Annotated in this window: 18 protein-coding genes; 2 read left to right on the top strand and 16 right to left on the bottom strand. The window is 39.5% G+C overall.

From position 1 onward, the window contains the following. Positions 1-31: 31 nt before the first annotated feature. Genes hpt through B1sIIB91_RS00135 form a run of 8 tightly spaced genes read right to left on the bottom strand, consistent with a single transcriptional unit; the run spans position 32 to position 7,425 of the window. Positions 32-583 carry a hypoxanthine phosphoribosyltransferase gene (gene hpt, locus B1sIIB91_RS00170; protein WP_018226817.1) on the bottom strand — a complete coding sequence of 184 codons (552 nt, stop codon included), beginning with the start codon at positions 581-583 and terminating at the stop codon, positions 32-34. A 12-nt stretch (positions 584-595) separates the two neighbouring features. Continuing rightward, the gene (gene tilS / locus B1sIIB91_RS00165) at positions 596-1,555 is read right to left on the bottom strand and encodes a tRNA lysidine(34) synthetase TilS (protein ID WP_095687649.1); all 960 of its coding nucleotides are present in this window, start codon (positions 1,553-1,555) and stop codon (positions 596-598) included. Between the two features lie 10 nt (positions 1,556-1,565). Next, on the bottom strand, positions 1,566-2,759 hold the full coding sequence (locus B1sIIB91_RS00160) for a C40 family peptidase (protein WP_095687648.1): 1,194 nt from the start codon (positions 2,757-2,759) through the stop codon (positions 1,566-1,568). After that, positions 2,759-3,550, bottom strand: coding sequence for an ABC transporter permease (locus tag B1sIIB91_RS00155; RefSeq protein ID WP_095687647.1), 792 nt, complete (start codon positions 3,548-3,550; stop codon positions 2,759-2,761). The genes B1sIIB91_RS00160 and B1sIIB91_RS00155 overlap by 1 nt, the downstream gene beginning before the upstream one ends. Further along, complete coding sequence (locus B1sIIB91_RS00150; RefSeq protein WP_095687646.1) at positions 3,550-4,455, bottom strand: ABC transporter ATP-binding protein; 906 nt, start codon at positions 4,453-4,455, stop codon at positions 3,550-3,552. The genes B1sIIB91_RS00155 and B1sIIB91_RS00150 overlap by 1 nt, the downstream gene beginning before the upstream one ends. Positions 4,456-4,486: 31 nt before the next feature. Continuing rightward, a complete protein-coding gene (locus B1sIIB91_RS00145) occupies positions 4,487-5,338 on the bottom strand; it encodes a heme o synthase (protein ID WP_095687645.1) in 852 nt (283 codons plus the stop codon). Between the two features lie 36 nt (positions 5,339-5,374). Then, complete coding sequence (locus B1sIIB91_RS00140; protein ID WP_095687644.1) at positions 5,375-6,538, bottom strand: D-alanyl-D-alanine carboxypeptidase; 1,164 nt, start codon at positions 6,536-6,538, stop codon at positions 5,375-5,377. Then, positions 6,535-7,425: a DMT family transporter gene (locus tag B1sIIB91_RS00135; protein WP_095687643.1), complete on the bottom strand. Its 891-nt coding sequence runs from the start codon at positions 7,423-7,425 to the stop codon at positions 6,535-6,537. The genes B1sIIB91_RS00140 and B1sIIB91_RS00135 overlap by 4 nt, the downstream gene beginning before the upstream one ends. Positions 7,426-7,454: 29 nt before the next feature. Here B1sIIB91_RS00135 and B1sIIB91_RS00130 point away from each other — a divergent pair, with 29 nt between their 5' ends. Continuing rightward, positions 7,455-8,108 (top strand): TrmH family RNA methyltransferase, encoded by a 654-nt coding sequence (locus B1sIIB91_RS00130; RefSeq protein WP_095687642.1) that lies wholly within the window; start codon positions 7,455-7,457, stop codon positions 8,106-8,108. Here the strand turns inward: B1sIIB91_RS00130 and B1sIIB91_RS00125 are convergent. Further along, positions 8,105-8,992 carry a tetratricopeptide repeat protein gene (locus B1sIIB91_RS00125; protein WP_095688661.1) on the bottom strand — a complete coding sequence of 296 codons (888 nt, stop codon included), beginning with the start codon at positions 8,990-8,992 and terminating at the stop codon, positions 8,105-8,107. The two genes, B1sIIB91_RS00130 and B1sIIB91_RS00125, sit on opposite strands and share 4 nt — an antisense overlap. 198 nt (positions 8,993-9,190) lie before the next feature. Here B1sIIB91_RS00125 and B1sIIB91_RS00120 point away from each other — a divergent pair, with 198 nt between their 5' ends. After that, positions 9,191-10,627 carry a GuaB1 family IMP dehydrogenase-related protein gene (locus tag B1sIIB91_RS00120; RefSeq protein ID WP_029563496.1) on the top strand — a complete coding sequence of 479 codons (1,437 nt, stop codon included), beginning with the start codon at positions 9,191-9,193 and terminating at the stop codon, positions 10,625-10,627. Here B1sIIB91_RS00120 and B1sIIB91_RS00115 read toward each other — a convergent pair. The 7 genes from B1sIIB91_RS00115 to B1sIIB91_RS00085 form a co-directional block, all read right to left on the bottom strand. Further along, positions 10,624-12,045, bottom strand: coding sequence for a purine-cytosine permease family protein (locus tag B1sIIB91_RS00115; protein WP_095687641.1), 1,422 nt, complete (start codon positions 12,043-12,045; stop codon positions 10,624-10,626). The two genes, B1sIIB91_RS00120 and B1sIIB91_RS00115, sit on opposite strands and share 4 nt — an antisense overlap. 23 nt (positions 12,046-12,068) lie before the next feature. Next, a complete protein-coding gene (locus B1sIIB91_RS00110; RefSeq protein ID WP_095687640.1) occupies positions 12,069-13,367 on the bottom strand; it encodes a DEAD/DEAH box helicase in 1,299 nt (432 codons plus the stop codon). 136 nt (positions 13,368-13,503) lie between these two features. Beyond that, the gene (locus B1sIIB91_RS00105; protein ID WP_095687639.1) at positions 13,504-14,148 is read right to left on the bottom strand and encodes a VOC family protein; all 645 of its coding nucleotides are present in this window, start codon (positions 14,146-14,148) and stop codon (positions 13,504-13,506) included. A gap of 42 nt (positions 14,149-14,190) precedes the next feature. Beyond that, entirely contained in the window at positions 14,191-15,339 is a 1,149-nt protein-coding gene (locus B1sIIB91_RS00100) for a DNA polymerase III subunit delta' (protein ID WP_095687638.1), read from the bottom strand. After that, a complete protein-coding gene (gene tmk, locus B1sIIB91_RS00095) occupies positions 15,339-17,357 on the bottom strand; it encodes a dTMP kinase (RefSeq protein ID WP_095687637.1) in 2,019 nt (672 codons plus the stop codon). Before tmk ends, B1sIIB91_RS00100 begins: the two co-directional genes overlap by 1 nt. Positions 17,358-17,386: 29 nt before the next feature. Next, positions 17,387-20,107: a type I DNA topoisomerase gene (gene topA, locus B1sIIB91_RS00090; protein WP_095687636.1), complete on the bottom strand. Its 2,721-nt coding sequence runs from the start codon at positions 20,105-20,107 to the stop codon at positions 17,387-17,389. Between the two features lie 39 nt (positions 20,108-20,146). Continuing rightward, on the bottom strand, positions 20,147-22,402 hold the full coding sequence (locus tag B1sIIB91_RS00085) for a sodium-translocating pyrophosphatase (protein WP_095687635.1): 2,256 nt from the start codon (positions 22,400-22,402) through the stop codon (positions 20,147-20,149). Positions 22,403-22,420: the final 18 nt, after the last annotated feature.

Below are 22,420 nucleotides of genomic sequence, written 5' to 3'. Positions count from 1 at the left end.
TTTCATCACTTTCTTAAAGCCGCTTGGGGGCTTAAGAATAAAGGTGTTTGGCAAGAACGCCAATAAACGGCAGATTTCGATACTTCTGATCAAAATCTAGGCCATAACCAACCACAAACTCACTTGGTATATCAAAGCCTACATATTTAGCTTCTACCTTCACAGTGGCTGCATCTGGCTTACGAAGTACAGTTAAAACGGCAACAGATTTGGCTCCTCTAGAAAGTAGGTTTTCAGTTAGCCAGGAAAGTGTTAAACCGGTATCTAAAATATCTTCAATGATTAAAACATTTCTACCTAAAATATCATTATCTAAATCTTTTAAAATTCTAACTACACCACTTGATTTTGTACCGGCTCCATAAGATGAAACTGCCATCCAGTCCATATCAACATGGCGCTGTAGATGGCGAGAAAAATCTGCCATTGCCATTACCGCACCTTTTAATACACCAACTAAAACTAAATCCTTACCTTCATAATCTTTTTCAACTTGTTTAGCCAATTCTTTTAAACGAGTCTGAATCTGTTCCTCGCTTACAACAACTCTTTCAATGTCATTGCCGAGCTTTAATAGATCCACATCACTCCTTATTTATTGGCTTGAAAGGGATATTGTGCCCGAATTTCGCCAAAGCTTCACATTCCCGGGTAAGGCCACCTCTTTTTGACCATGCCAATCAGAAATTAACGCCTCAGCAGATGCAATATGTTCAGCTGATAGGGAGCCAGCAGGTGAACCCGCTTTATAAATAGCAAGTCTTAATACTCTACTTCGAATTGCTTTTGGCAAGCGCTCTAAATCATTAACCTTTATATTCATCCAATCAATTTGTGTAAAAAATTCATTTGCAAAACCATCTAATGCATCAGCATCATCGCGGAGTAAATCAGCACTTCTTACTAATGCTTGTGTAATACCAGGGCCAAGATTTTCTTCTAATGTTGGCAAAACATTTTTACGGACACGAACTCTTGTAAATCTTAAATCTTCATTATGCGGATCAGACCAAATTTCAACACCGCCTTCTTGGCAGGCAGTGATAGTGGTTTGTCTATCGATTTTTAACATCGGCCTTACATAAATATTATTTTCAATAGCCATACCCGATAAAGATCTTGCGCCAGATCCCCTGGCAAGACCTAATAAAACATTCTCGGCTTGATCATTTAGTGTATGAGCTAAAAAGAAATACTTTGGTCGATAAGTATCAATGAATTGATTAAAGATTTGATACCGCGCTCTTCTGGCAGATGCTTCTAATCCATCAGTTAGAGTTACTTGAGCAACTGCTGATTCGATTTGGGTATAACCAATCTTTTTTAATTTAGTAATAGTTTGCGCAGCAATTTCAGCTGAACCATCTTGTAAACCATGATCAACAACTACTGGAATAATTTTTACACCATTTGCTTCAATAAAAAGTGCTAGTGCCATTGCCATAGAATCAGCACCACCTGAACAACCAAATAAAATTGTTTCAGATATATTTTCTAGCCAAGGCTTTACCGCTTTACGGATCTCCCACAGTGATGTGCTAGCCACGGTGTTCATACCGAGAAGTTTAGACCCGACCCCCGTATGGCATTAAACCCTTAACACTATATATGCTTGAAAACATAAGATCTTTATCTTTATTGTGCGCTTCCCACATCATGCCATCACCAGCATAAATAGACATATGGTGAATTGTGCTAACTGTTCCTTTGTAAGAATAAAAGAGTAGATCTCCTGGAACTAGTTCAGAAATTGGCACACGTTTTGTCGCAACCCAATATAGGGATGAGTTAAGTCGATCCCAATTAGGCCAACCAAGACCGGCTGATCTATAAGCGGCATAAATTAACCCTGAACAATCAAAAGTATTTGGTCCCTCATCTCCCCAAACATATTTCTTTCCTGCGTTAACCTGCTTTGCTGAATATGCAACTGCAGCTATTCGCATTGCCTCTGTTGCTCTAGTAGTACTTCTTCCAGTGAATCCGATATCTGGCCAAATCTTTGATTGATTTGGAGTAAGAATTGCTCGGCCAGCATTTGCCTCTTCAAGTAATGCAAGTTGTCGTTGTTGTTCAAGTGTTAGTCGAGTTTTTTGGGCAACTGCTAACTCTTTTGCTAATTTATCTTGAACTGATTGTAATTTATCAACCTCATCTTGCTGCATTGCTGCTGCTTGATCAGCTTCTTTCTTAGCGGCAGCAACTTTTACTGTGGCAACCTCTTGTGCCTTCTTTGCTATATCAGCCGCTTCTTGAGCATTAGATGCAACTACCTCAGCTGATTTAAATCTATCTAATGCATTTGAATTATTTTCCCCTAATGTGTCTAGCGCACTTAGGCGATCTGCCAAATCCTGGGGACCGTCAGCGTTAAGTAAAGAATCAAGATCGGTAAAGCCGCCGCCCATTACATAAGCATTGGCAGCAAGTTTCCCAATGTTTCTCTTACCAGTGCTAACTGAAGCTTGAGCTATTTGTAGATGCTTCATTGCAATTTCTGCCTGGTTGGTTTTGCGTTTTAGATCATTTTGAGCAGCAACATAAATCTTACGTTTTGCTAATGCGATTGAAGTTAATTGATTTAGAGTTTTCTTTGCTGAATTAAGTTTTTTAGCAGCAGCATCTGCAGCAGCTTTTTTCTCAGCCTCAATCTTTTTTGCCGCATCAATTTGAGCCTGAGTTGGCTTTGGTGGAGCAGCTAACGCCGTAGTTGGCATAAGTGCAAATACTAAAATTATAATAAGAATTTTTTTATTCATTAATTTGCCACATCTCGTCGTTTAAATAAAACAGCCACAATAAGGAGCCCCGCAAGTAAAAATCCATAGGAGGTAATTAACGCATACTGATAGGAAACTTTCGCGCTGCCACCCTGGGCAACTATTGAAAGTAATTGACCTGGAAAGTATCGATCAATATTTGTAACGAATGCAGATAATAAGCCCTCAATAATTAGGTTCCAAATAACACCGATAGAGATAGCAGAAATTGGTGATCTGAAAAGTAAACCTAAAATCATTCCAAATATTCCATACCCGATCGTGGCAATTAACACATTTATAAATGTGCGAGCAAGTGCTGCATTCGCTTCAGAGCTTGCCCATGCAGCTGTTGATATGTCTTTAACTCCAGCAAATAAGTAAGAAAGTGCTACCGATAAAATTGCAGCTAGGGCAACCATGACGATTGCAAATAACTTCATTGATATTAATTTTCCAATTAAAATTTTCATTCTAGATGGCTGGCGTACTAATAAATTACGTAATGTGCCGTAGGTGTACTCCTGAGCTGTTTGAGCAGCAAAGATACAAAGAGCAACTATTCCGAGTAAGCCAGCTGAGTTGCTAAATCCAATTGAAACACCGGTGGCAAGTGATAAAACATCTCTACCAATTCTTATTCCTCGCTCGCCATTACCTTCTGGTGAATCAACTAATAAAAATAGTAAAGAAGTTACTAACCCAATTACAAAAGTAACTGCTGCAATTGTGGAAAGAGATAGGGATGGCCGGCGTAGCTTAGTTAACTCTGCTCTGACTACATTAATCATTACTCACCTGTCATTTCAAAAAACGTATCTTCAAGTGATGGTCGAACCGGAGTAAGAGTTTCTAATACAACACCAGCATCAAAGGCTGCCTTATTAAACTTTGCAGCATATTCACTGGCGCCGGTTACATGAACGCTTTCGCCAACTATTGTGCACTCATGGCCTGCTTCTTTTGCAATCGTTAATAACTTATTTAAATCACTAGATTTTTCAGGCTTTGCCACAATAACTGGTTGTTGTTTAGCTAGTAACTGACTTGTTTTACCAGAAAAAATTACCTTTCCTAATCTAAGCATCACTAAATAATCACTAATTACTTCAATTTCAGATAAAAGATGAGATGAGATAAAAACTGTAGTACCTGAGTTAGCTAACTTACGGAGTAGATTTCTAATCTCCTGAATTCCGGCTGGATCTAAACCATTTGTTGGTTCATCTAATACCAATAGCTTTGGATTTGGTAGTAATGCCGCTGCAATTCCTAATCTTTGTTTCATACCCAATGAATAAGTTTTATACTTTGAATCTCCACGATCTCCTAGCTCAACTAAATCAAGTAAGCCTTGGATAGATTTAGTATCAAAGCCACCTAGTTTTGCTAGTACCGTTAAATTCTGATTACCAGTCAGCGCTGGATAAAAAGCTGGGCCTTCAATCATTGCGCCAACTCTTGGCAAATATTTCTCTGGATGTGTTATTGATTCACCTAACACATGTCCGCTACCAGTTGTAGGTGAGATTAATCCAAGTAGCATTCTTATTGTTGTAGTTTTACCAGAACCATTGGGGCCGACAAAGCCGCAAATACTTCCCATCGGCACTTCAAAATTTGCGTGTGAAAGCGCCATTCGCTCGCCATATTTTTTAGATAAATCGGCAACATCAATTGCTAGAGGGGAGGACATGGGAAAATTATCCCATTAAATAGTGTGAAAACTACTTAAGCAATACACCGAGTACTAGCAAAAATGAGTAAATACTGAGAAATATGATTGATGCTTGGAATAATTTGCCAGCATTTACCTCACTTGGCTGCTTAGTTAATTTAATTAACTGCCGCTTCCAGCCAACAATAAGTAATAAAGTAATTACAAATAGCCAATTACTTAGCCCAGCACTTCTAATCACAAGTAGTGAAACAATTACCATCGCTAGTGAGTGAAACCACATCTGATTTATCACAGATCTAATTGGAGCAACTACCGGCAACATAGGTATGCCAGCGGCTGCATAATCATCCTTGTATCTAACGGCTAGGGCCCAAAAATGTGGGGGGGTCCAAAAAAATATTAAAAGAAAAAATAGCCAAGATGTAGCAGTTAATGAGTTTGTAACTGCAGCTTGCCCGATTAATACCGGCATGCACCCAGCAATCCCACCCCAAACTATATTTTGTGAGGTATGGCGCTTAAGCGCAATTGTGTACCCAAAAACATAAAAGATGATTGCTAGTGCAGTTAGTACAGTAGCTAATTCAGTAGTAAAAATATAAAAAATTGCTAATGAAAGCAGTGAAATAATTGAAGAGAATAAAAGTGCATTTCTTTTTGAAATTTGTCCCGTTGAAATTGGACGATTTGCAGTGCGCTTCATTAATTTATCAGTATCGGATTCGATTACCATATTAAAAGCATTAGCGCCCCCGGCGGCTAATGTGCCACCTAATAAACTCCAAAAAGTTAAAGATAAGTCCGGTATGCCATTAGTTGCTAGAAAAAGTGCTGGCACAGTTGTTACTAATAAAAGTTCAACAACTCGCAACTTCATTAGCGATATATATTGTTTCATTTACCGCTAACCCTACCGCTGCTTTATATAAGTTGGTTACTGAGCGATTACTACTGGATTATTTTCAACCGTTGGTGGTGTTAGCCCAATCACAACAGGCTTAGTAATTGTTCCAAGCATTCGATCAATTGCACTTCGCGCAGCATTTTGGCTTCGCTTAGTTCTACCAACACCATCTGCAATTACAACAAATACATACTCTTTTTCACCTGCGCTTGTGTATCCGGCTAATGAAACTGTATGACGAGTTGAACCAGTTTTTGCTTTAACTATGCCAACTGCTTGTGGAGCAGTTGTGTGATATCGGCCAATTAATGTGCCAGATTCACCTCCAACTGGCAAAGAGTCATATACAACCTTAAGTTGTGGCTCACTTCTGATTTTAAGAAGAAGTTTTGAGACAGTTACAGCTGAAATTCGATTAGAACCACCAAGACCAGATCCATCTACTAATTTCATTCCCTTAGTATCAATACCGAGAGTGGTAAGTTTTTCATGAGCCATATCATTTAATCCCTCTTTATTTAATGGATAACCATTCTTACCTGTTGCCAGCATTGCAAGTCGTTGCGAGAGCACATTATCGCTATAGAGCAAAGCAAATCTAATCATCTTAGAAAGTGGTGGAGATTCTACTTGGCTAAGTTTTTCAGTAATTAATGATTCAACTTCAATATTTTTACTAAGTGGTTTATAGGCAACTGATGCTCTTCTTTTTAATGCTTTTTTTGCATAATAGATATCAGAATTATTTACACCTTTGTAGATAAGTGTTATTTTTTTAAGTTTTTTATCGGAAGCAAATGCTGCCTTAATTAACTTTGGCATATAAGCACGTTTGTTAGCATCTCGATATTTTGCATTTGATGTTATCCAAGGATCATTTTCTCCCCAAATTACAAAAACTCCTCTTTTTTCAGTTTTGTAAATCGCTGTTTTAAAAACCGTATTAGCATCTAAAGTTAGAGCGATTGCAGCAGTTGATGTGAGTTTCAGGACTGAGGCAGGAGTTCTAGCTTTAGTTGAACCACTTTCATAGATAACTTCACCACTTGCTTTATCAATTAAAATAACACCAGGATCTCCAAGATATTTTGAATTTAAATAATTAAAAAATGGTTGAGGCAAGGTTTCAACCGCGTGAGTTGGCTGTATATTTAAAAACAGAAGTGAGACTATAAAGATTGATAATTTTTTCATTTAGTCTTTACCAATCTATTTAATCTTCCTTGTGAAAGCAGAGCACCCAATATTACGATTATAGCCCCAAATATTTCATGCCACACTATTACTTCTCCTAAATACAAGCGCCCCACAATTACTGCAACTACCGGAGTTAAATATGTCACCGAGCTTGCAATTGCACTTCCAGCTGCTGCTGTAATAGAAAAGTTCCAAATATACGCAAATCCACTACCAAAAATTCCTAAGCAAAGCATTGCAATTACTGATTGACGGGGGTAAGAATTATTTGAAATACCATTAATTAAGAAGAGTGGCAGCAGAGTTATTGCTGCCATAATCAATTGCCCAGCAGCTAGCGCCTCCGGCTTTAGTTTTAGTGGAATAACATTTCGTGTTGAGTATGGGTATGAGGCGCCATAACAAGATACTGCAATAAGAAGTGCAATCACGCCAACTAGTTGATTATCACCAAGCTCTTTCCAAACACCAACAACAGTCATTACACCTAGCGCGCCAATTAGTAATCCAAAAATTTGTTCTCGTTTTAACTTTTCTTCTCTAAAAATAACAAGTATAAACACTAGCGTCATTAGTGGAGTTGCTGCATTAATAATTGAGGCGAAAACAGATGTTACATACTGTTGAGCAAAAGCAAATAAAACACCTGGAATAACATTTAACAACAGGGCAACTACCCACAGCTTTTGCCAAACTTTTCTATCTGTTGGCAGATTAATCTTTCGAATTCTTGAGATTATGATTAGCGTAATTGCACCTAAAGCGCACCTAATGAAAGTCACACCAAATGGGGTTAGGAATTCAAGGCCTAATTCGATGAAGATAAAGGAACAACCCCAGACTGTTCCAAGAGCAAGATAAGCAGGGAGCCAAGATTTTCTCATCATCACTCCTTAACCCTTAAGGTTCACTCATGTCTGAATCAATTGTTGGCCCTGGTGAGTTCTACCAGGTTGTTGGCGTAGGACCACACTCTAAACCATGGCCAACTGATAATCACTTTGATCAAGCACTTCTTGAGCATGGTGATCGAAGAAATGTCTTAGATAAATACAGATATTGGACGGTTGAAGCAATTGTCGCTGAACTTGATACCAAACGACATGATCTACAAATTGCAATTGAAAATTGGCAACACGATTTAAATATTGGATCGATTGTTAGAACTGCAAATGCTTTTAATGTGAGCGCAGTTCATATTGTGGGTAAGCGTGATTGGAATAAGCGTGGCGCAATGGTTACTGATAGATACCTAACTGTGCATCACCACGCAACCGTTGAAGAGTTTAAAGAGTGGTGTGATAAGGAAAACTTGCCAATTATTGGTATAGATAATCTGCCAATTTCAAAACAATTAGAAAGTGCCGCACTTCCTAAAAGATGTGTGATGTTATTTGGCCAAGAGGGCGCCGGTATGAGTGATGAGGGTGTGGCCGTTTGTTCAGTTGTTCTTGCTATTTCTCAATATGGCTCAACTAGATCTATGAATGCCTCAGCAGCTGGCGCTATTGCAATGTATGCCTGGGCGATGCAACATTTAAATCCAAGTAATCATCCGAAAAACTAGTTTTCGTCAATTACCTCAACTACTGCGTCAAGGCGACGAGCAATTTCATCTGCTTCATCAAGGCGGCCTAATTTAGTAAGTGTTACAGAGATTTTTCTCTCAATATCAATAATAAATTCAAAATCTTTAAACTCTGATTCAGTTACATTCTCAAGCACATTTTCAAGGGTCATAAGTGCCTCTTCATACTGCTCTGAGGCAATCTGTGCTTTACCTAATTCAAATGAGGAGTAGGTCTCACGTCTGTGATCATGGGCGGTAACAAAAACATCTAGTGATTTTTGCGCAGAAATTAATGCACCTTCGGCATCTCCTAACTCAGTTAGGCAGTGAGCAATTTTTTGATCACACCTTGCCACATTTATAACCTCTTTAAGTTTTTTAAACAACGCTCTAGATTCTTTAAATGCTTCCAGTGCTTTCTCATAATTTTTTAATTCCCGATATGCACAACCAATTAGGTGCATGTCATTAGCAGCTCCTGAATCATTTCCGTCTACTAAATGCTCCTGCACACATAAATTCATACACTCAATAGTTTTTTCATACTCTTTAGAGTTAAACCACCACTCACCTAAGGTGCAGGCAAGTTCGATTGCCATTGGTGATTTTGTTTCACGAAGTAGGTCAACTGCTTTACTCATTGCATTAGCTGCTTCATTCATTCGCTTTAATTGATTTAAGTTATAACCAATTGCTGAGTAAGCCTGGGCTAAGCCATCAGCTGGTGCGATTGCGCCAAGATCTGAATAAATATCTCGCGCTGTTTCAGCTAACGCTAATGCTTCATCGTATTGACCGCGTGCATAAATTCGCGCAGATAATTCGTAATATGTATTTGCTCGATCAAGACCTTGCACTTCAGGAATTCTTTCCCAAAGCATCTCTTCAGTAATTATTTCTTCTGAATTGATATCGTCGTCGTCGGCCAAATTCTCTCCTGTAGGCTTAAACTGCTTTGGAAGTAAGACAACCCTAGCAATTAAGGCTGATAGGTGAGGGTGTAATTAACTTAATTAGCGCTGGTGGCTAGGGAAACTGAGCGTGGGTGGCTTAGATAAACCTGAGTATAATTTCCCCACGTGCGTTTCATAAATAACCCAAGCCACGACCTCACCTATGACGATGTGTTTATGGTCCCTTCCTATTCTGCGTTATCAAGCCGAATGGATGTTGATCTAACCGCCTTTGATAAAACTGGCACCACAATTCCATTAGTTGTCGCAAACATGACTGCAATAAGTGGTCGAAGAATGGCTGAAACAGTTGCCAGACGTGGTGGTATCGCTGTTATCCCGCAAGATATTCCACTTGAAATTGTTGCTGATGTAATTAGTTGGGTTAAGTCTCGCCATATTATTTTTGACACCCCAGTTACCTTAAACCCTAATGAAACTGTGGCAGATGCTATTGATTTGATAACAAAAAGATCTCATGGCGCTCTAATTGTGGTTGAAGATGATGTTCCAGTTGGCATCATTACTGAAGCAGATTGTGAAAATGTTGATCGCTTTACTCAGTTAAATAAAATCATGTCAAAAGATTTAGTAAGTTTGAAAGATGATGTAACGCCTAAAGAGGCATTTGAATTTTTAACTGATAAGCGAAGGCGTCTTGCCCCAGTAATTAATAAATCTGGCAAGCTAGTCGGAATTATTACTCGTACCGGAGCACTTAGAGCAACGATGTATCAACCATCACTTGACGCTAATGGGAAGTTAAGGGTTGCTGCAGCTGTAGGAATTAATGGGGATGTAGAAAAGAAAGCTAAAGCGCTCATTGCGGCTGGGGCAGATGTATTAGTTGTTGATACCGCTCATGGTCATCAAAAGAAGATGGTTGATGCTCTTAAGACAATTAGAGCACTAAGTCCTGTAATACCTATTGTTGCTGGAAATGTTGTTACTGCAGCGGGTACTAAAGAATTAATTGAAGCAGGAGCTGACATAGTTAAAGTTGGCGTAGGCCCAGGTGCGATGTGCACAACTCGTATGCAAACTGGAGTTGGCCGCCCACAATTCTCTGCAGTACTTGAGTGCGCTATTGAAGCGAAAAAACACGGTAAAACAATTTGGGCAGATGGTGGAGTGCGCCATCCAAGAGATGTGGCACTTGCCTTAGCAGCAGGTGCATCCCAAGTAATGATTGGCTCATGGTTTGCTGGCACATATGAATCCCCTAGTGATTTAAGAAAAGATTCAGATGGCAGACTTTATAAAGAATCCTTTGGTATGGCATCAGCACGTGCGGTAGCGGCTCGAACTGCTAGTGAAGATGCCTTTGATCGCGCACGTAAGTCATTATTTGAAGAGGGTATTTCAACTTCTCGGATGTATATAAATCCAGCTCGCCCTGGAGTAGAGGATCTAATTGATGAAATCATTGCAGGCCTTCGTTCATCTTGCACATATAGCGGTGCTAAAAACTTAATTGAGTTTAATGAAAAAGCTGTAATTGGTATTCAATCAGCTGCCGGGTATGCCGAAGGAAGACCGCTATTTACTTCTTGGAAGAATTAAACTTGCTGTTTCTTAATATCACGCTTTGATAAAATAATATGGCCGATAAAGCCAATAAGTAGCGCTGCTATAACTCCAAGATTTGCATACGCCCATGGGCCATTTTTGCCACCAAAAGTTGAAAGTAAATATCCTTGCCAAGATAACCAAGAGGCAAGTGAGTTTGTTACTAATCCCCAGCCAATAAATGTGCCAAATAAAACTAAACCAATAGATTTAAAGTTATAAGCACCATATCTGCCATTTGAATCAAATAACTCAGTTTCTGCATAACTCTTTCTCATTAATACATCTGCAACAAATAGGCCAGACCAAACCGCAACTGGCACACCTAATGTAATTAAAAATCCTTGGAAGGGAACAAAGAAATCACTTGCAAACCAAACTAAATAAATTGTGCCAATCGTCATTATTACGCCATCAATACTGGCAGCGATATGGCGCTTTACTGGCAGACCAATTGAAACTAAAACTAAACCAGATGAATAAAGATCAAGAATTGCTCCACCAATTAATCCAAGAATAGCTACTAATGCAAAGGGGATTAAATACCAGGTAGGCAAAAGCGTAGTTAAAGCTCCAATTGGATCTGAAGCAACTTGATCATTTAATGCTTTGCTAGAGCCAGCAAGGAGTGATCCATAAATTACTAAAATAATTGGCACTACTGATGCCCCAAATATTGTCCAACCAACTACTGCCTTACTTGAAGTCTTGCGCGGTAAATACCTTGAATAATCAGCTGCGCAGCCAACCCAACCAAGACCTATTCCAGTAATTGCAAAAATTAACGCACCAATAAAGCCTTGAGTTGATCCGGTGGGCAATGCTGATACTGCGCTCCAATTTATCTGATCAATTGTTAAGGCTATATAACCTAAAGTTAGAACTAAAGTAATAATTGTTAAGTAAAACTGTATTCTCATAATTACTTTAAAACCTAGAACTCCACCTAAAATAGTTAGTCCGCCTGCTAATAAAAATCCCATAATTTTAGATAGATCAGAATTAATACCAATTGCTCTAGTGAATACAGTTTCAGAAGCCAAAGTTGCTAATGAAACCAATACTGTCTCCCAGCCAACAAATATTAAATAGGATAAAAAGCCTGGTAATACATTTCCCTTAACACCAAAGGCTGCTCTAGATAATGTCATGGTTGGTGCATTTGCTCGCTTGCCAGCAAGGGATGAAATAGCAACTAAAGAAAAACTGCCTAAAGTTCCGATAATGGCAGCTGCAGTGGCTTGCCAAAAAGAAATACCAAAGCCAAGAAAGAATGATCCATATGAAATAGCTAAAAATGAAACGTTGGCTGCTGCCCATGGCCAAAATAAGGATTTAGCGGAGCCTTTGCGTTCAGATTCGGAAATAAAATTAATTCCGTTTACTTCAATACTATTTGAAATCTTTGCCATAGGAAGTGTATTTAACTAAATTTTTACCTTGGACGTTTGCGACGCTCGTGTGGGCGAGGGCGTGATTTCTTCTTTTTACCGCCACCTCTTGATCTTGAACCGCGGTAGCGATCAGATCTTCCACTCTCTTCACCTTTTGTAGCACCGGCTAAGACAATTGGGATTCCAGATGGTTCAGCTGCGCCAGTAATTCTTATCAAATTAGCATCAAGTGGCCTGACTGTTGACTCACTTAATTTAACACCAGCTCTAGCAGTTAATCCATGTACACCTTTGCGTTGCTTATGTGTTGCAAGAGTTACCACAGTTCCAACTGCGCCTGCTCTAGCAGTTCTACCTGCTCTATGTAAATAATCTTTGTGATTTTCAGGAGCATCAACATGGACCACTAACGAAACATCATCAACATGAATTCCGCGAGCTGCTACATCAGTTGCTACTAGTGCATTTGTTTTTCCTGATTTAAAAGCCTCTAACACTCTAGATCTTTGAGCTTGAGTTTTACCACCATGAAGGGCGCCTACTGCAACTCCAACTTCGTTCATCTTTTTTGTTAGCTTATCTGCGCCATGTTTAGTTCTTACAAAGAAAATACTTTTGCCTTTTCTAGCTGCGATCTGAGCAGTAATTAAATCTTTATGTGCTTGTTCAAGTATTAACACGTGGTGGCTCATATTTCCGGCAGTTGATTTCTCATTAGCAAGTGAATGAGTCATCGGATTTTTTAAGTATTTTTTAACTAATGAATCGACATCTTTATCTAATGTGGCACTAAATAACATTCTTTGTCCACCTGGTTTAGTTAGATCAAGAATTCTTTTAACATCTGGCAAGAAACCCATATCTGCCATCTGATCTGCTTCATCTAATACTGTAATTGAAATATCATCTAACTTAATATGCTTTTTTTGAATAAGATCTATTAAACGTCCAGGGGTAGCAACCACAATTGGAACTCCGCGTTTTAATGCTTGAATTTGTTTAGAGTATGAAAGTCCACCTGCAACAACTTGTGAATTTAAATTTACTGTTCTAGAAAGTGGCGCGATTACATCACTGATCTGCATTGCTAGTTCTCTAGTTGGTGAGAGAATGAGTGCTAGTGGTTGCATCGGTTTAGCTGTTTTACCAGCTAGGCGAGTCATTAAGGCAAGTCCAAAAGCTAGGGTTTTGCCAGAGCCGGTTTGGCCTCTACCTAAAATATCTTTGCCAGCAATTGCATCCGGCAATGTGGCTTTTTGAATAGGAAATGGCTTTTCAATACCTGTTGCAACTAAGGCTTTAATTAGCGCAGCGTTAACGCCTAAATCTTTAAATGACATAATCAACCTAACAAGACATGATGCGCGTCTTGGTGGTGATTAGAGATTAAGACCCGCAAGGCGCTTACAAAGTGTAAGCACATGGGAAATTACTAGCTTAAGTTTACCTTACTTTATTTTTCTTACTTACCAACTATTAATCAAGCCTTATTTTTGAATTATTCACAGTTAATTCAACTGCAACAATTCCTTTATCGCCCTCATTTGATTCAGGCTTAACCCATTCAATTTCAACACCAGTTAGCGCAGATTTAATCTCATCTTGAAACCAAGAATCAGCTAATTTTTCATCATCTGCAATAACAAGCTTGCTAATTTTTGCAACGCTATTTCCATCCTTTGATGGATGATTATCAGTTAGCCATTGAATAAAAAATGGTAACTCACCAGATCCAATAATTTCTTTAACACCAATTTGCTTCCACTTTAATTCACTGCCATCTGGCCGAGTCCTATAACCATCAGCTGCTTTTCTACCAAATTTTTCCTCGATACCTGCTAAATCACTTGAACTAAATACCCAGGTAAGCCATCCGCCGCCAGCCTCTGCTTTTTTCTTAACGGCTTGGCCAAATGGTGTGGCATCAGTTGCTGGGTGATCTAGTGGACAAACAATCTCAAGGTATTGACCATTTAATAATGGAGCAGTGAAATTTCTAGTTCCAAACTTTGGGTGAATACCACCATCGATAAATGCAGTACTAATTTGAGAACCTATCCGGTTCACAACATCAGAGATTTGATCATGAGAGGCAACGTAGGAAATATGGTCAAGACGCATGAGAGTATTTTGCCCTATCAATGAGTGTGCTAGTTACCATATTTAGCGCCGTAACTCACACATAAGTGCTTCAATTGTCAGTAATGGGGCGGCATTATGGGCCAAATTTGTTCTTGCCTTTAAAATCATTTGAATCTTTAACAAAGTTTTACTCTCAGTAATTGAGCCAGCCATTTTTGTAATCTCAGTTTTTAGATCAGAGTTAATTAGGCTCTCACTTACTCCAGACTGAACAAGCATTACATCTCGATAAAGTGTTGCTAGATCTAAAAGCGCTCTATCTAAATAATCTCTAACTAATCTAGTGCTTCTAGTTTTTTGTTCCTTCTCTAACTCTTTAACCGCTTTCGCTCCTCCGGCTGCAAGTTTTGAACCAGTTGATCCCCAAGCTTGTTTTAACTTTTCAATCTCAGCGTTATCGCGCACCTCAGCATCTGCTTCAGCTCGCGCTTTGGCTGTATCAACTAGTAACTGGGCTGCTTTATATGCGGAGGAAATATCTGTAATCATTAAGGGAATCTTTAAAGTCGTTAATCTGTCATCTCTTACTTGTTTATCAGTTGCAAGATATCTAGCTACCCCAATATGACCTTGGGAAGCCTTAGCTGCAAAGATTGCTAAATCTTCACTAATTAAATCTCGCTCAATAAGTAATTTAGCGACAGCCTTTATGGATGGTGTGCGCAGGCCAAGATGGCGACAACGTGATCTAATTGTTGCTAATACATCACTTAGAGTTGGCGCGCAAAGTAGCCATACAGTCCTAGCACCTGGCTCTTCTATTACTTTAAGTAAAGCATTTGCAGCCGCCTCAGTTAAGCGATCAGCGTCTTCAATAACTACAACTCGATAATTTGCTACTGAAGGTGCCCAAGATGCTCTACTTATTAAATCCCTGACCTCATCTATTTTTATTGATAAGCCTTCAGTTTTTATTAATTCAACATCAGCATGTGAGCCTGAAATAGCTGATAAACATTCAGCGCACTTATTACAACCACCTTTTGGGCAAACTAATGCGGCAGCGAAAGCTATTGCTGCGTTTGATCTACCTGAGCCAGCTGGGCCGGTAAAAAGCCAAGCATGGGTCATTTGTTGGCCAAAATTGCCAGTATCACTCGCTGCTAATACTGCATCTTTAAGAACCTTAGTTACCTGCTGCTGATCAACTAATTGGTCAAAAACACTCATTAGTTTTTTTGATTTCTTTTAAGAGCTTTAATTAAACCAACTCTTTCAATAATCACTTGGTGTATTTGTTCAATACTTAATGTGGCATCAACTAATAAAAATCTTTCAGGGTCTTGATAGGCAAGGTTTAAATACTCATGGCGCACTCTTTCATGAAATGCCAATGGCTCACTCTCCAAGCGATCAGTTGATTGCAATCTTGCTAAACCAATCTCAGCTGGAAGATCCATAATAATTGTCAGGGTTGGAGTTAATGATTCAGTGGCCCATCTTGAAATTCTTGCTACTTCAGCAGGTGATAAGACTCTACCAGCTCCTTGATATGCAACAGATGAATCGAAAAAGCGATCACTAATTACTACTTCACCTTTTTCTAGCGCGGGCCTAATCATTGTGTAAACATGATTTGCTCGATCAGCTGCATACATTAAAGCTTCAGCACGTGGTGAAATATTTCCAGTTTTATTATCTAATAAAATATCGCGGAGCTGATTACCAAGTGGTGTACCCCCTGGCTCTCTAGTTAGTAATACTGTTTCATTATTCTTTTCTAGCCAATCTTTTAATAACTTAGTCTGAGTTGATTTACCAGAACCTTCCCCACCTTCAAAAGTAATAAACACACCAGCGGTTGCTTGTCCGGTAATTGTGCCTAACTCGCCACGAAATGCTGATTTGATATCACTTAATAGTGAAACATTTGGCCGATCTCGCATTTGTATATATGAAATCACTCCTACTAGTACTGCAATGAGGCCTGCAAAAAACATAGTAAATGCTGCACCGTTATAGGTAAGAGTTGTTGTTCTAAAAGTGTAAGTATGTTGACCAATAGCTGCAGCAATTAATGGTGACACCGCCAGTACTAGTACTAATGCAACGCGAATTAAAGACTGCACAAATGCAAATGTGCGCCCGCGCACCTCATCTTCAACCTCAAGTCCTAGCATGGTAAATCCGGTTACCCAAGAAATACCAGCAAAGAGACCAAGAATGATTGTTATAAAGATTGCAAGTACTAGGTTTAACATTAATGAAAGAGTTACTAATAAAATCCCTGAAATTGTTAAAGATATTCCAAATAAGCGCCTTCTAGAAAACTGTGAAAAAACTTTAGGGCCAAAGGATATTCCAAGTGCTAGGCCAAGAAACACTGAGCCAAATAAAATACCGTAGGCAGCTTCACCTGCTTGTAGGTCATCAACAAATGTTCTGGCTAAACCAATTACCGCACCTGCTGCAAAGAAAGCACCGAGCATTCCAAATATAAGACCTTTGATAATTTTAGAATCTTTGATAAATGAGAATCCATCCCAAAGTGATTTACCTAGTGAGATCTGCTTTAGATTTTTGCCAGGACCCTCTGGTATCTCCTTTAAACGCCAAATTGTGTAAGCACAAAAAGCAAAACTAATTGCATTTATATACAAAGCTAAATCAGCAGCAGAGGCTTGTGTTTTATTACCAAGGGCTGAGTTAATTGCGCCTGTAAAAATTGCCAGAGTCGAAAAAACTATTGCAGCAATAGGTGCGGTCCCATAAGCAGCAAGAAGTGAGACTTGATTAGCACTTTCTAGTTTTAATTTTGGAACAAGATTGGGTACAGATGCTTCCTTAGCTGGTGACCAAAATAATGTAACAATTTCAACTAATATAGTTGCGGTATAAAGCCAAAAGTAATTACCAACAATTGGTATTGATAAATAAAGTGAGAATCTTAAAATATCGCAGATAATCATTAATCTTCTTCGATCAAAGCGATCAGCAATTACTCCAGCGAATGGGCCAAGCAAAGCTGCTGGAAGTAGTCTGACAATAAAAACTCCTGCAATTGCAAAGTTTGCCTTTGCATAATCTCCACCAGCTAGTTGCTGAGCTAAAGCTGTGCAAGCAAGAAGACCTAGCCAATCACCAAAAGATGAGAATGCCATTGCTTGCCAAAGTTTTCTAAACGCAGGTATTGCCAGCACATTTCTAGATACTGATTGGGCTGGAGCTGCTGGATATGGCAGTGACATGTTGTAAGTCTACTTGCGCCTAGTGACCATTATTTTGGTGCATTTCCAACACCAGTGGCCGCTTTTTTAGACTTCTTTTTAGCACCTGCGCCTTTAATAGTTTTTTCAGTAAGGGTTGGCGCACTCTTCTTAGCTCGCTTACCTTTCTTTTTTGAACCGCCAGGATTTTCAATCTCCCATGCGCGCCGGCCGGCAAGTAATTCAAGTGCTCGCTCAAGAGTTAATAATTCAACCGCATCACCACGGCGCAAAGTTGCATTTGTTTCACCATCAGTTACGTAAACACCAAATCTGCCATCCTTAACAATTACTTCTTTACTTGTTTGTGGATCTTTACCCAACTCTTTAAGTGGTGGCTTTGCAACACCGCGGCGCCTGACCTTTGGTTGTTTATATATTTCAATTGCTTCATCTAACATAATTGAAAATAATTGGTCTTCACTTGTTAATGTGCGAGAGTCTGCGCCGTGTTTCATATATGGACCGTAGCGACCATTTTGAACTGTAATAATTTCATCTTCATAACTTCCAAGTGATCTAGGAAGTGATAACAATCTGAGTGCATCTGATAAATCAACAGTATCTAATGACATTGTTGATAATAATGATGCAGTTTTAGGTTTTGGTGCATCTTTCTTTTTTCTCTTTTTCTTAGCACCCTCTTCAACAATTTCTTCAGGAAATACTTCAGTAATGTAAGCACCGAATCTGCCAGACTTAGCGATTACTTCAAGACCTGTTTGTGGATCTACTCCTAATTTTCGCTCACCTGATGGTTTAGCGAGTAATTCAATTGCAATAGGAAGTGTTAATTCATCTGGCGCCATCTGTTCTGGAATGTTGGCAAACTTTCTAGCGTCTCCTAATCCTTGTTGCAGATATGCGCCAAATCTTCCCACTCTAATTTCAATGTCCTCACCCATCTTCATGGTGTTAATTGCTTGAGCATCAATTGCTCCTAAATCAGCTGATAAATCAGCAAGACCTGGGCTGTCTTCACTACCGTAGAAAAACTTAGTAAGCCAAGTAACGCGCTCCTCTTCACCATTTGCTATTTTGTCTAAATCTTCTTCCATTGACGCAGTGAATTCATAATCAATTAACTTTGTAAAGTGTTGCTCAAGTAAGCCTGTAACTGAAAATGCTAAAAATGTTGGAACTAACGCCCGTCCGCGCTTTGCTACATATCCGCGATCTTGAATTGTTTGCATAATTGAAGCAAATGTTGAAGGCCGCCCAATTCCAAGTTCTTCTAATTTTTTAACAAGAGTTGGCTCGGTATATCTTGCTGGTGGCTTCGTTTCATGCCCCTCACAGCTGTACTCACTTACCTCAATTTTTTCACCAACACTCATCGCAGGTAGTCTGCGATCTACTTCTTCACTGTCTGCTTTTTCTTCAACAATATCTTCATACGCTGCAAGAAAACCAGCAAAACTAATTACAGATCCGTTAGCGCGAAATATTGCATCCGCGCCAGTTTTAGTTTTAACATCAAAGTCAACTCTCATTTGTTGCTTCTTAGCATCTGCCATTTGGGAGGCAATGGTTCGCTTCCAAATTAAGTCATAGAGTGCAAACTCATCTCGTGATAGTTCAGGTGCTAATTCTCCAGGTGTTCTAAATGATTCACCCGCTGGCCTAATTGCTTCATGCGCTTCTTGCGCATTTTTTGTTTTTCCTTCATAAACTCGCGGACTACTTGGCACAAAATCTTTGCCATATAAAGATTGCGCAGATGATCTAGCAGCAGTAATAGATGATGAAGAAAGTGTTACTGAGTCAGTTCGCATATAAGTGATATAGCCATTTTCATATAAGCGTTGAGCAATTCGCATAGTTAGTTGCGCACCCCAACCAAGACGAGATCCAGCATCTTGTTGCATAGTAGATGTTGTAAAGGGCGGCTTTGGTCGCTCTGTTCTAGGAGATTCCTCAAGTGATTTAACAACTAAAGATTGTTTACTTAATGATTGAACTAATTCACGAGCTGCAGCCTCATCTAATAACAAAATATTTGACGCAGACTTTTCCTTAATACCGCCATTTGAATCAAAGTCATTGGTTGTAGCAACTCTTTTGCCATCTAAAGATAAAAGCCTTGCGCTAAAACCTGGAACACAAGCTGCTGCTAAATCCCACCATGCCGATGAAATAAAAGCCATTCGCTCGCGCTCACGCTCAACAATTAATCTAGTTGCAACTGATTGCACGCGCCCTGCTGAAATTCTTGGCATAACTTTTTTCCATAAAACTGGAGATAACCTGTAACCATAAAGACGGTCTAATACTCTTCGTGTTTCCTGAGCATCTACTAATCGATAATCTAAATCTCGAGTTTCCTTCGCCGCTTTTTGAATAGCATCTTTAGTTATTTCATGAAAAACCATTCGCCTAACTGGAATCTTTGGACGCAATACTTCAATTAAGTGCCAAGCGATTGCTTCACCTTCGCGGTCTTCATCCGTTGCCAGAATTAATTCATCTGCGTCCTTCATTAACTCTTTTAGCTCTGCGACCTTACTTTTTTTATCTGGGTTAATTACATAAAGGGGTGCGAAATCTTCTTCAATATTTACACCCTCTTTTGCCCAAGCAAATTGTTTAAACTCTTTTGGAATATCAGCGGCTCGTTGAGGTAGATCTCTAATATGACCAACTGAAGCTTCAACTACATACTCATCGCCCAAAAAAGAACCAATTTTGCGCGCTTTAGCGGGGGACTCAACTATTACTAACTTTGTGCCCAAAGTATTTCCTTCTTAATTTAGATGGGGAAGATAAAGTAACTAGCCGATTGCAGTTGCGCGTTTTCGATTTTGCACAAGTGCATAAATAATTACCGCAGTTGCAAACAAAGCAATTGCCATATTTATCTGCTCATTATTATCTAAGGTAAAGCCAACAATTGCTGGCGTTATTAACAGGCCAACTAAGTTCATAACCTTAATTAATGGATTTATTGCAGGACCAGCAGTATCTTTAAATGGATCACCAACAGTGTCACCAACCACAGTTGCTTTATGAGCCTCACTGCCTTTTCCACCAAACTTTCCATCTTCAATCATCTTCTTAGCGTTATCCCACGCACCACCTGAGTTAGATAAGAAAACTGCCATCAAAGTTCCTGTGCCAATAGCTCCAGCAAGGTAAGCGCCAAGGGCTCCAACACCTAAACCAAAACCAACTGCAATTGGCGCCATTACTGCGAGTAATCCTGGCGTAGCAAGTTCACGCAGAGAATCACGTGTGCAGATATCAACTACTCGGCCGTACTCTGGCTTAACTTTGCCAGTCATAATTCCTGGATACTTTTTAAATTGTGCGCGTACTTCAACTACAACAGCTCCAGCCGCCCTTGATACTGCATTAATTGCAAGACCGGAGAACATAAAGACAACAGCTGCGCCGATAATTAAGCCAACAAGATTTCTTGGATCTGCCACATCTAATATGCCTTGGAACTCAAGAACTTGATCTTTTACTACTAAACCTTTTTCAAGTACTGAGTTTTTAATAGCATCAGTAAATGCACCAAATAAAGCTGTTGCTGCAAGTACTGCAGTTGCAATTGCAATACCTTTTGTAATTGCTTTAGTGGTATTACCAACTGCATCTAGTGAGGTAAGAATCTTTGCACCTTCTCCTTTAACATCACCACTCATTTCAGCAATTCCTTGAGCGTTATCTGAAATTGGGCCAAAGGTATCCATCGCAACGATTACGCCAACAGTTGTTAATAATCCAGTACCTGCTAATGAGACCGCGAATAGTGATAACACAATTGATCCACCGCCAAGTAAGAAAGCACCAAATACAGCTGTTGCAATTAGCAGCGCTGAATAAACAGCTGATTCAAATCCAACTGATACACCAGCAAGAATTACAGTGGCAGCGCCAGTTTTTGAAGATGCTGCCACATCATTTACAGGTCTCTTACCAACTTCAGTAAAGAATCCTGTTAAAACCTGAATAGCAGCGGCTAATGCAATACCAATTAATACGGCGCCAAGTGAGAAAAATCTTGGATCAATATCCACTGATTGCGCTTCCATAGATAAGCCAGGCATATTTCTTAGTGAGTTTGGTAGATATGTAAAAGTAGCAAAACCAACAAGTACTGCGCTAATTATTGCGCTGGTGAAGAATGATCTATTAATTGCATCCATTGCAGTCTTATCCGTTGATCGTAATTTAGTTAAGAAGATTCCTAATATTGCTGTAATAATTCCAATTGCAGGAACTATTAATGGATAGATAAGGCCAGCATCACCAAAGCCTGCTTTACCTAGAATTAATGCTGCTACAAGTGTTACGGCATATGATTCAAATAGATCAGCTGCCATACCAGCACAGTCACCTACGTTATCGCCAACATTATCTGCAATAGTTGCAGCATTTCGTGGGTCATCTTCTGGAATTCCTTTTTCAACCTTACCAACTAGATCTGCGCCAACATCAGCAGCTTTAGTAAAGATACCGCCGCCAACGCGCATAAACATTGCCAACATCGCTGCGCCAAATCCAAATCCTTCAAGTACGGCAGGGGCGTCCTCTTTATAAATAATTACAACTAGTGAAGCACCAAGTAGGCCAAGGCCCACAGTTGTCATACCCACTACACCGCCGGTACGAAATGCAATCTGTACCGCTTTCTGCGCTGACTTCTTACGAGCAGCTTCAGCGACTCGAACATTCGCCCGAACCGCTAACCACATTCCGTTATATCCAACTAATGCTGAAAAGCCTGCGCCCACTAAAAAGAATATTGATCTACCAATTCGAATTTCCATATCTCCTGGTAGTGCAAATAAAAGAACAAATACAATCGCAACAAATACAGAGAGTGTTTTAAATTGTCTAGCAAGATATGCAGCAGCGCCCTCTTGAATAGCAGTTGCAATCTCTTGCATCTTTACTGTTCCTTCACCTTGGGCGAGAACCTGCGCCCTAAGGGCATAGGCAATAGCTAAAGCTAAAAGTGAGATTCCTAAAATTACATATACGTAGGTGAGGTTACTTCCGCTTACTTGGACAGAATTCAATTAACACTCCTTGATTAG

The organism is Candidatus Nanopelagicus abundans (assembly GCF_002288305.1).
Taxonomy (GTDB): Bacteria; Actinomycetota; Actinomycetes; order Nanopelagicales; family Nanopelagicaceae; genus Nanopelagicus; species Nanopelagicus abundans.
Note: the sequence above shows the minus strand (reverse complement) of the source record. Positions and strands in the feature narration are given on the sequence as shown.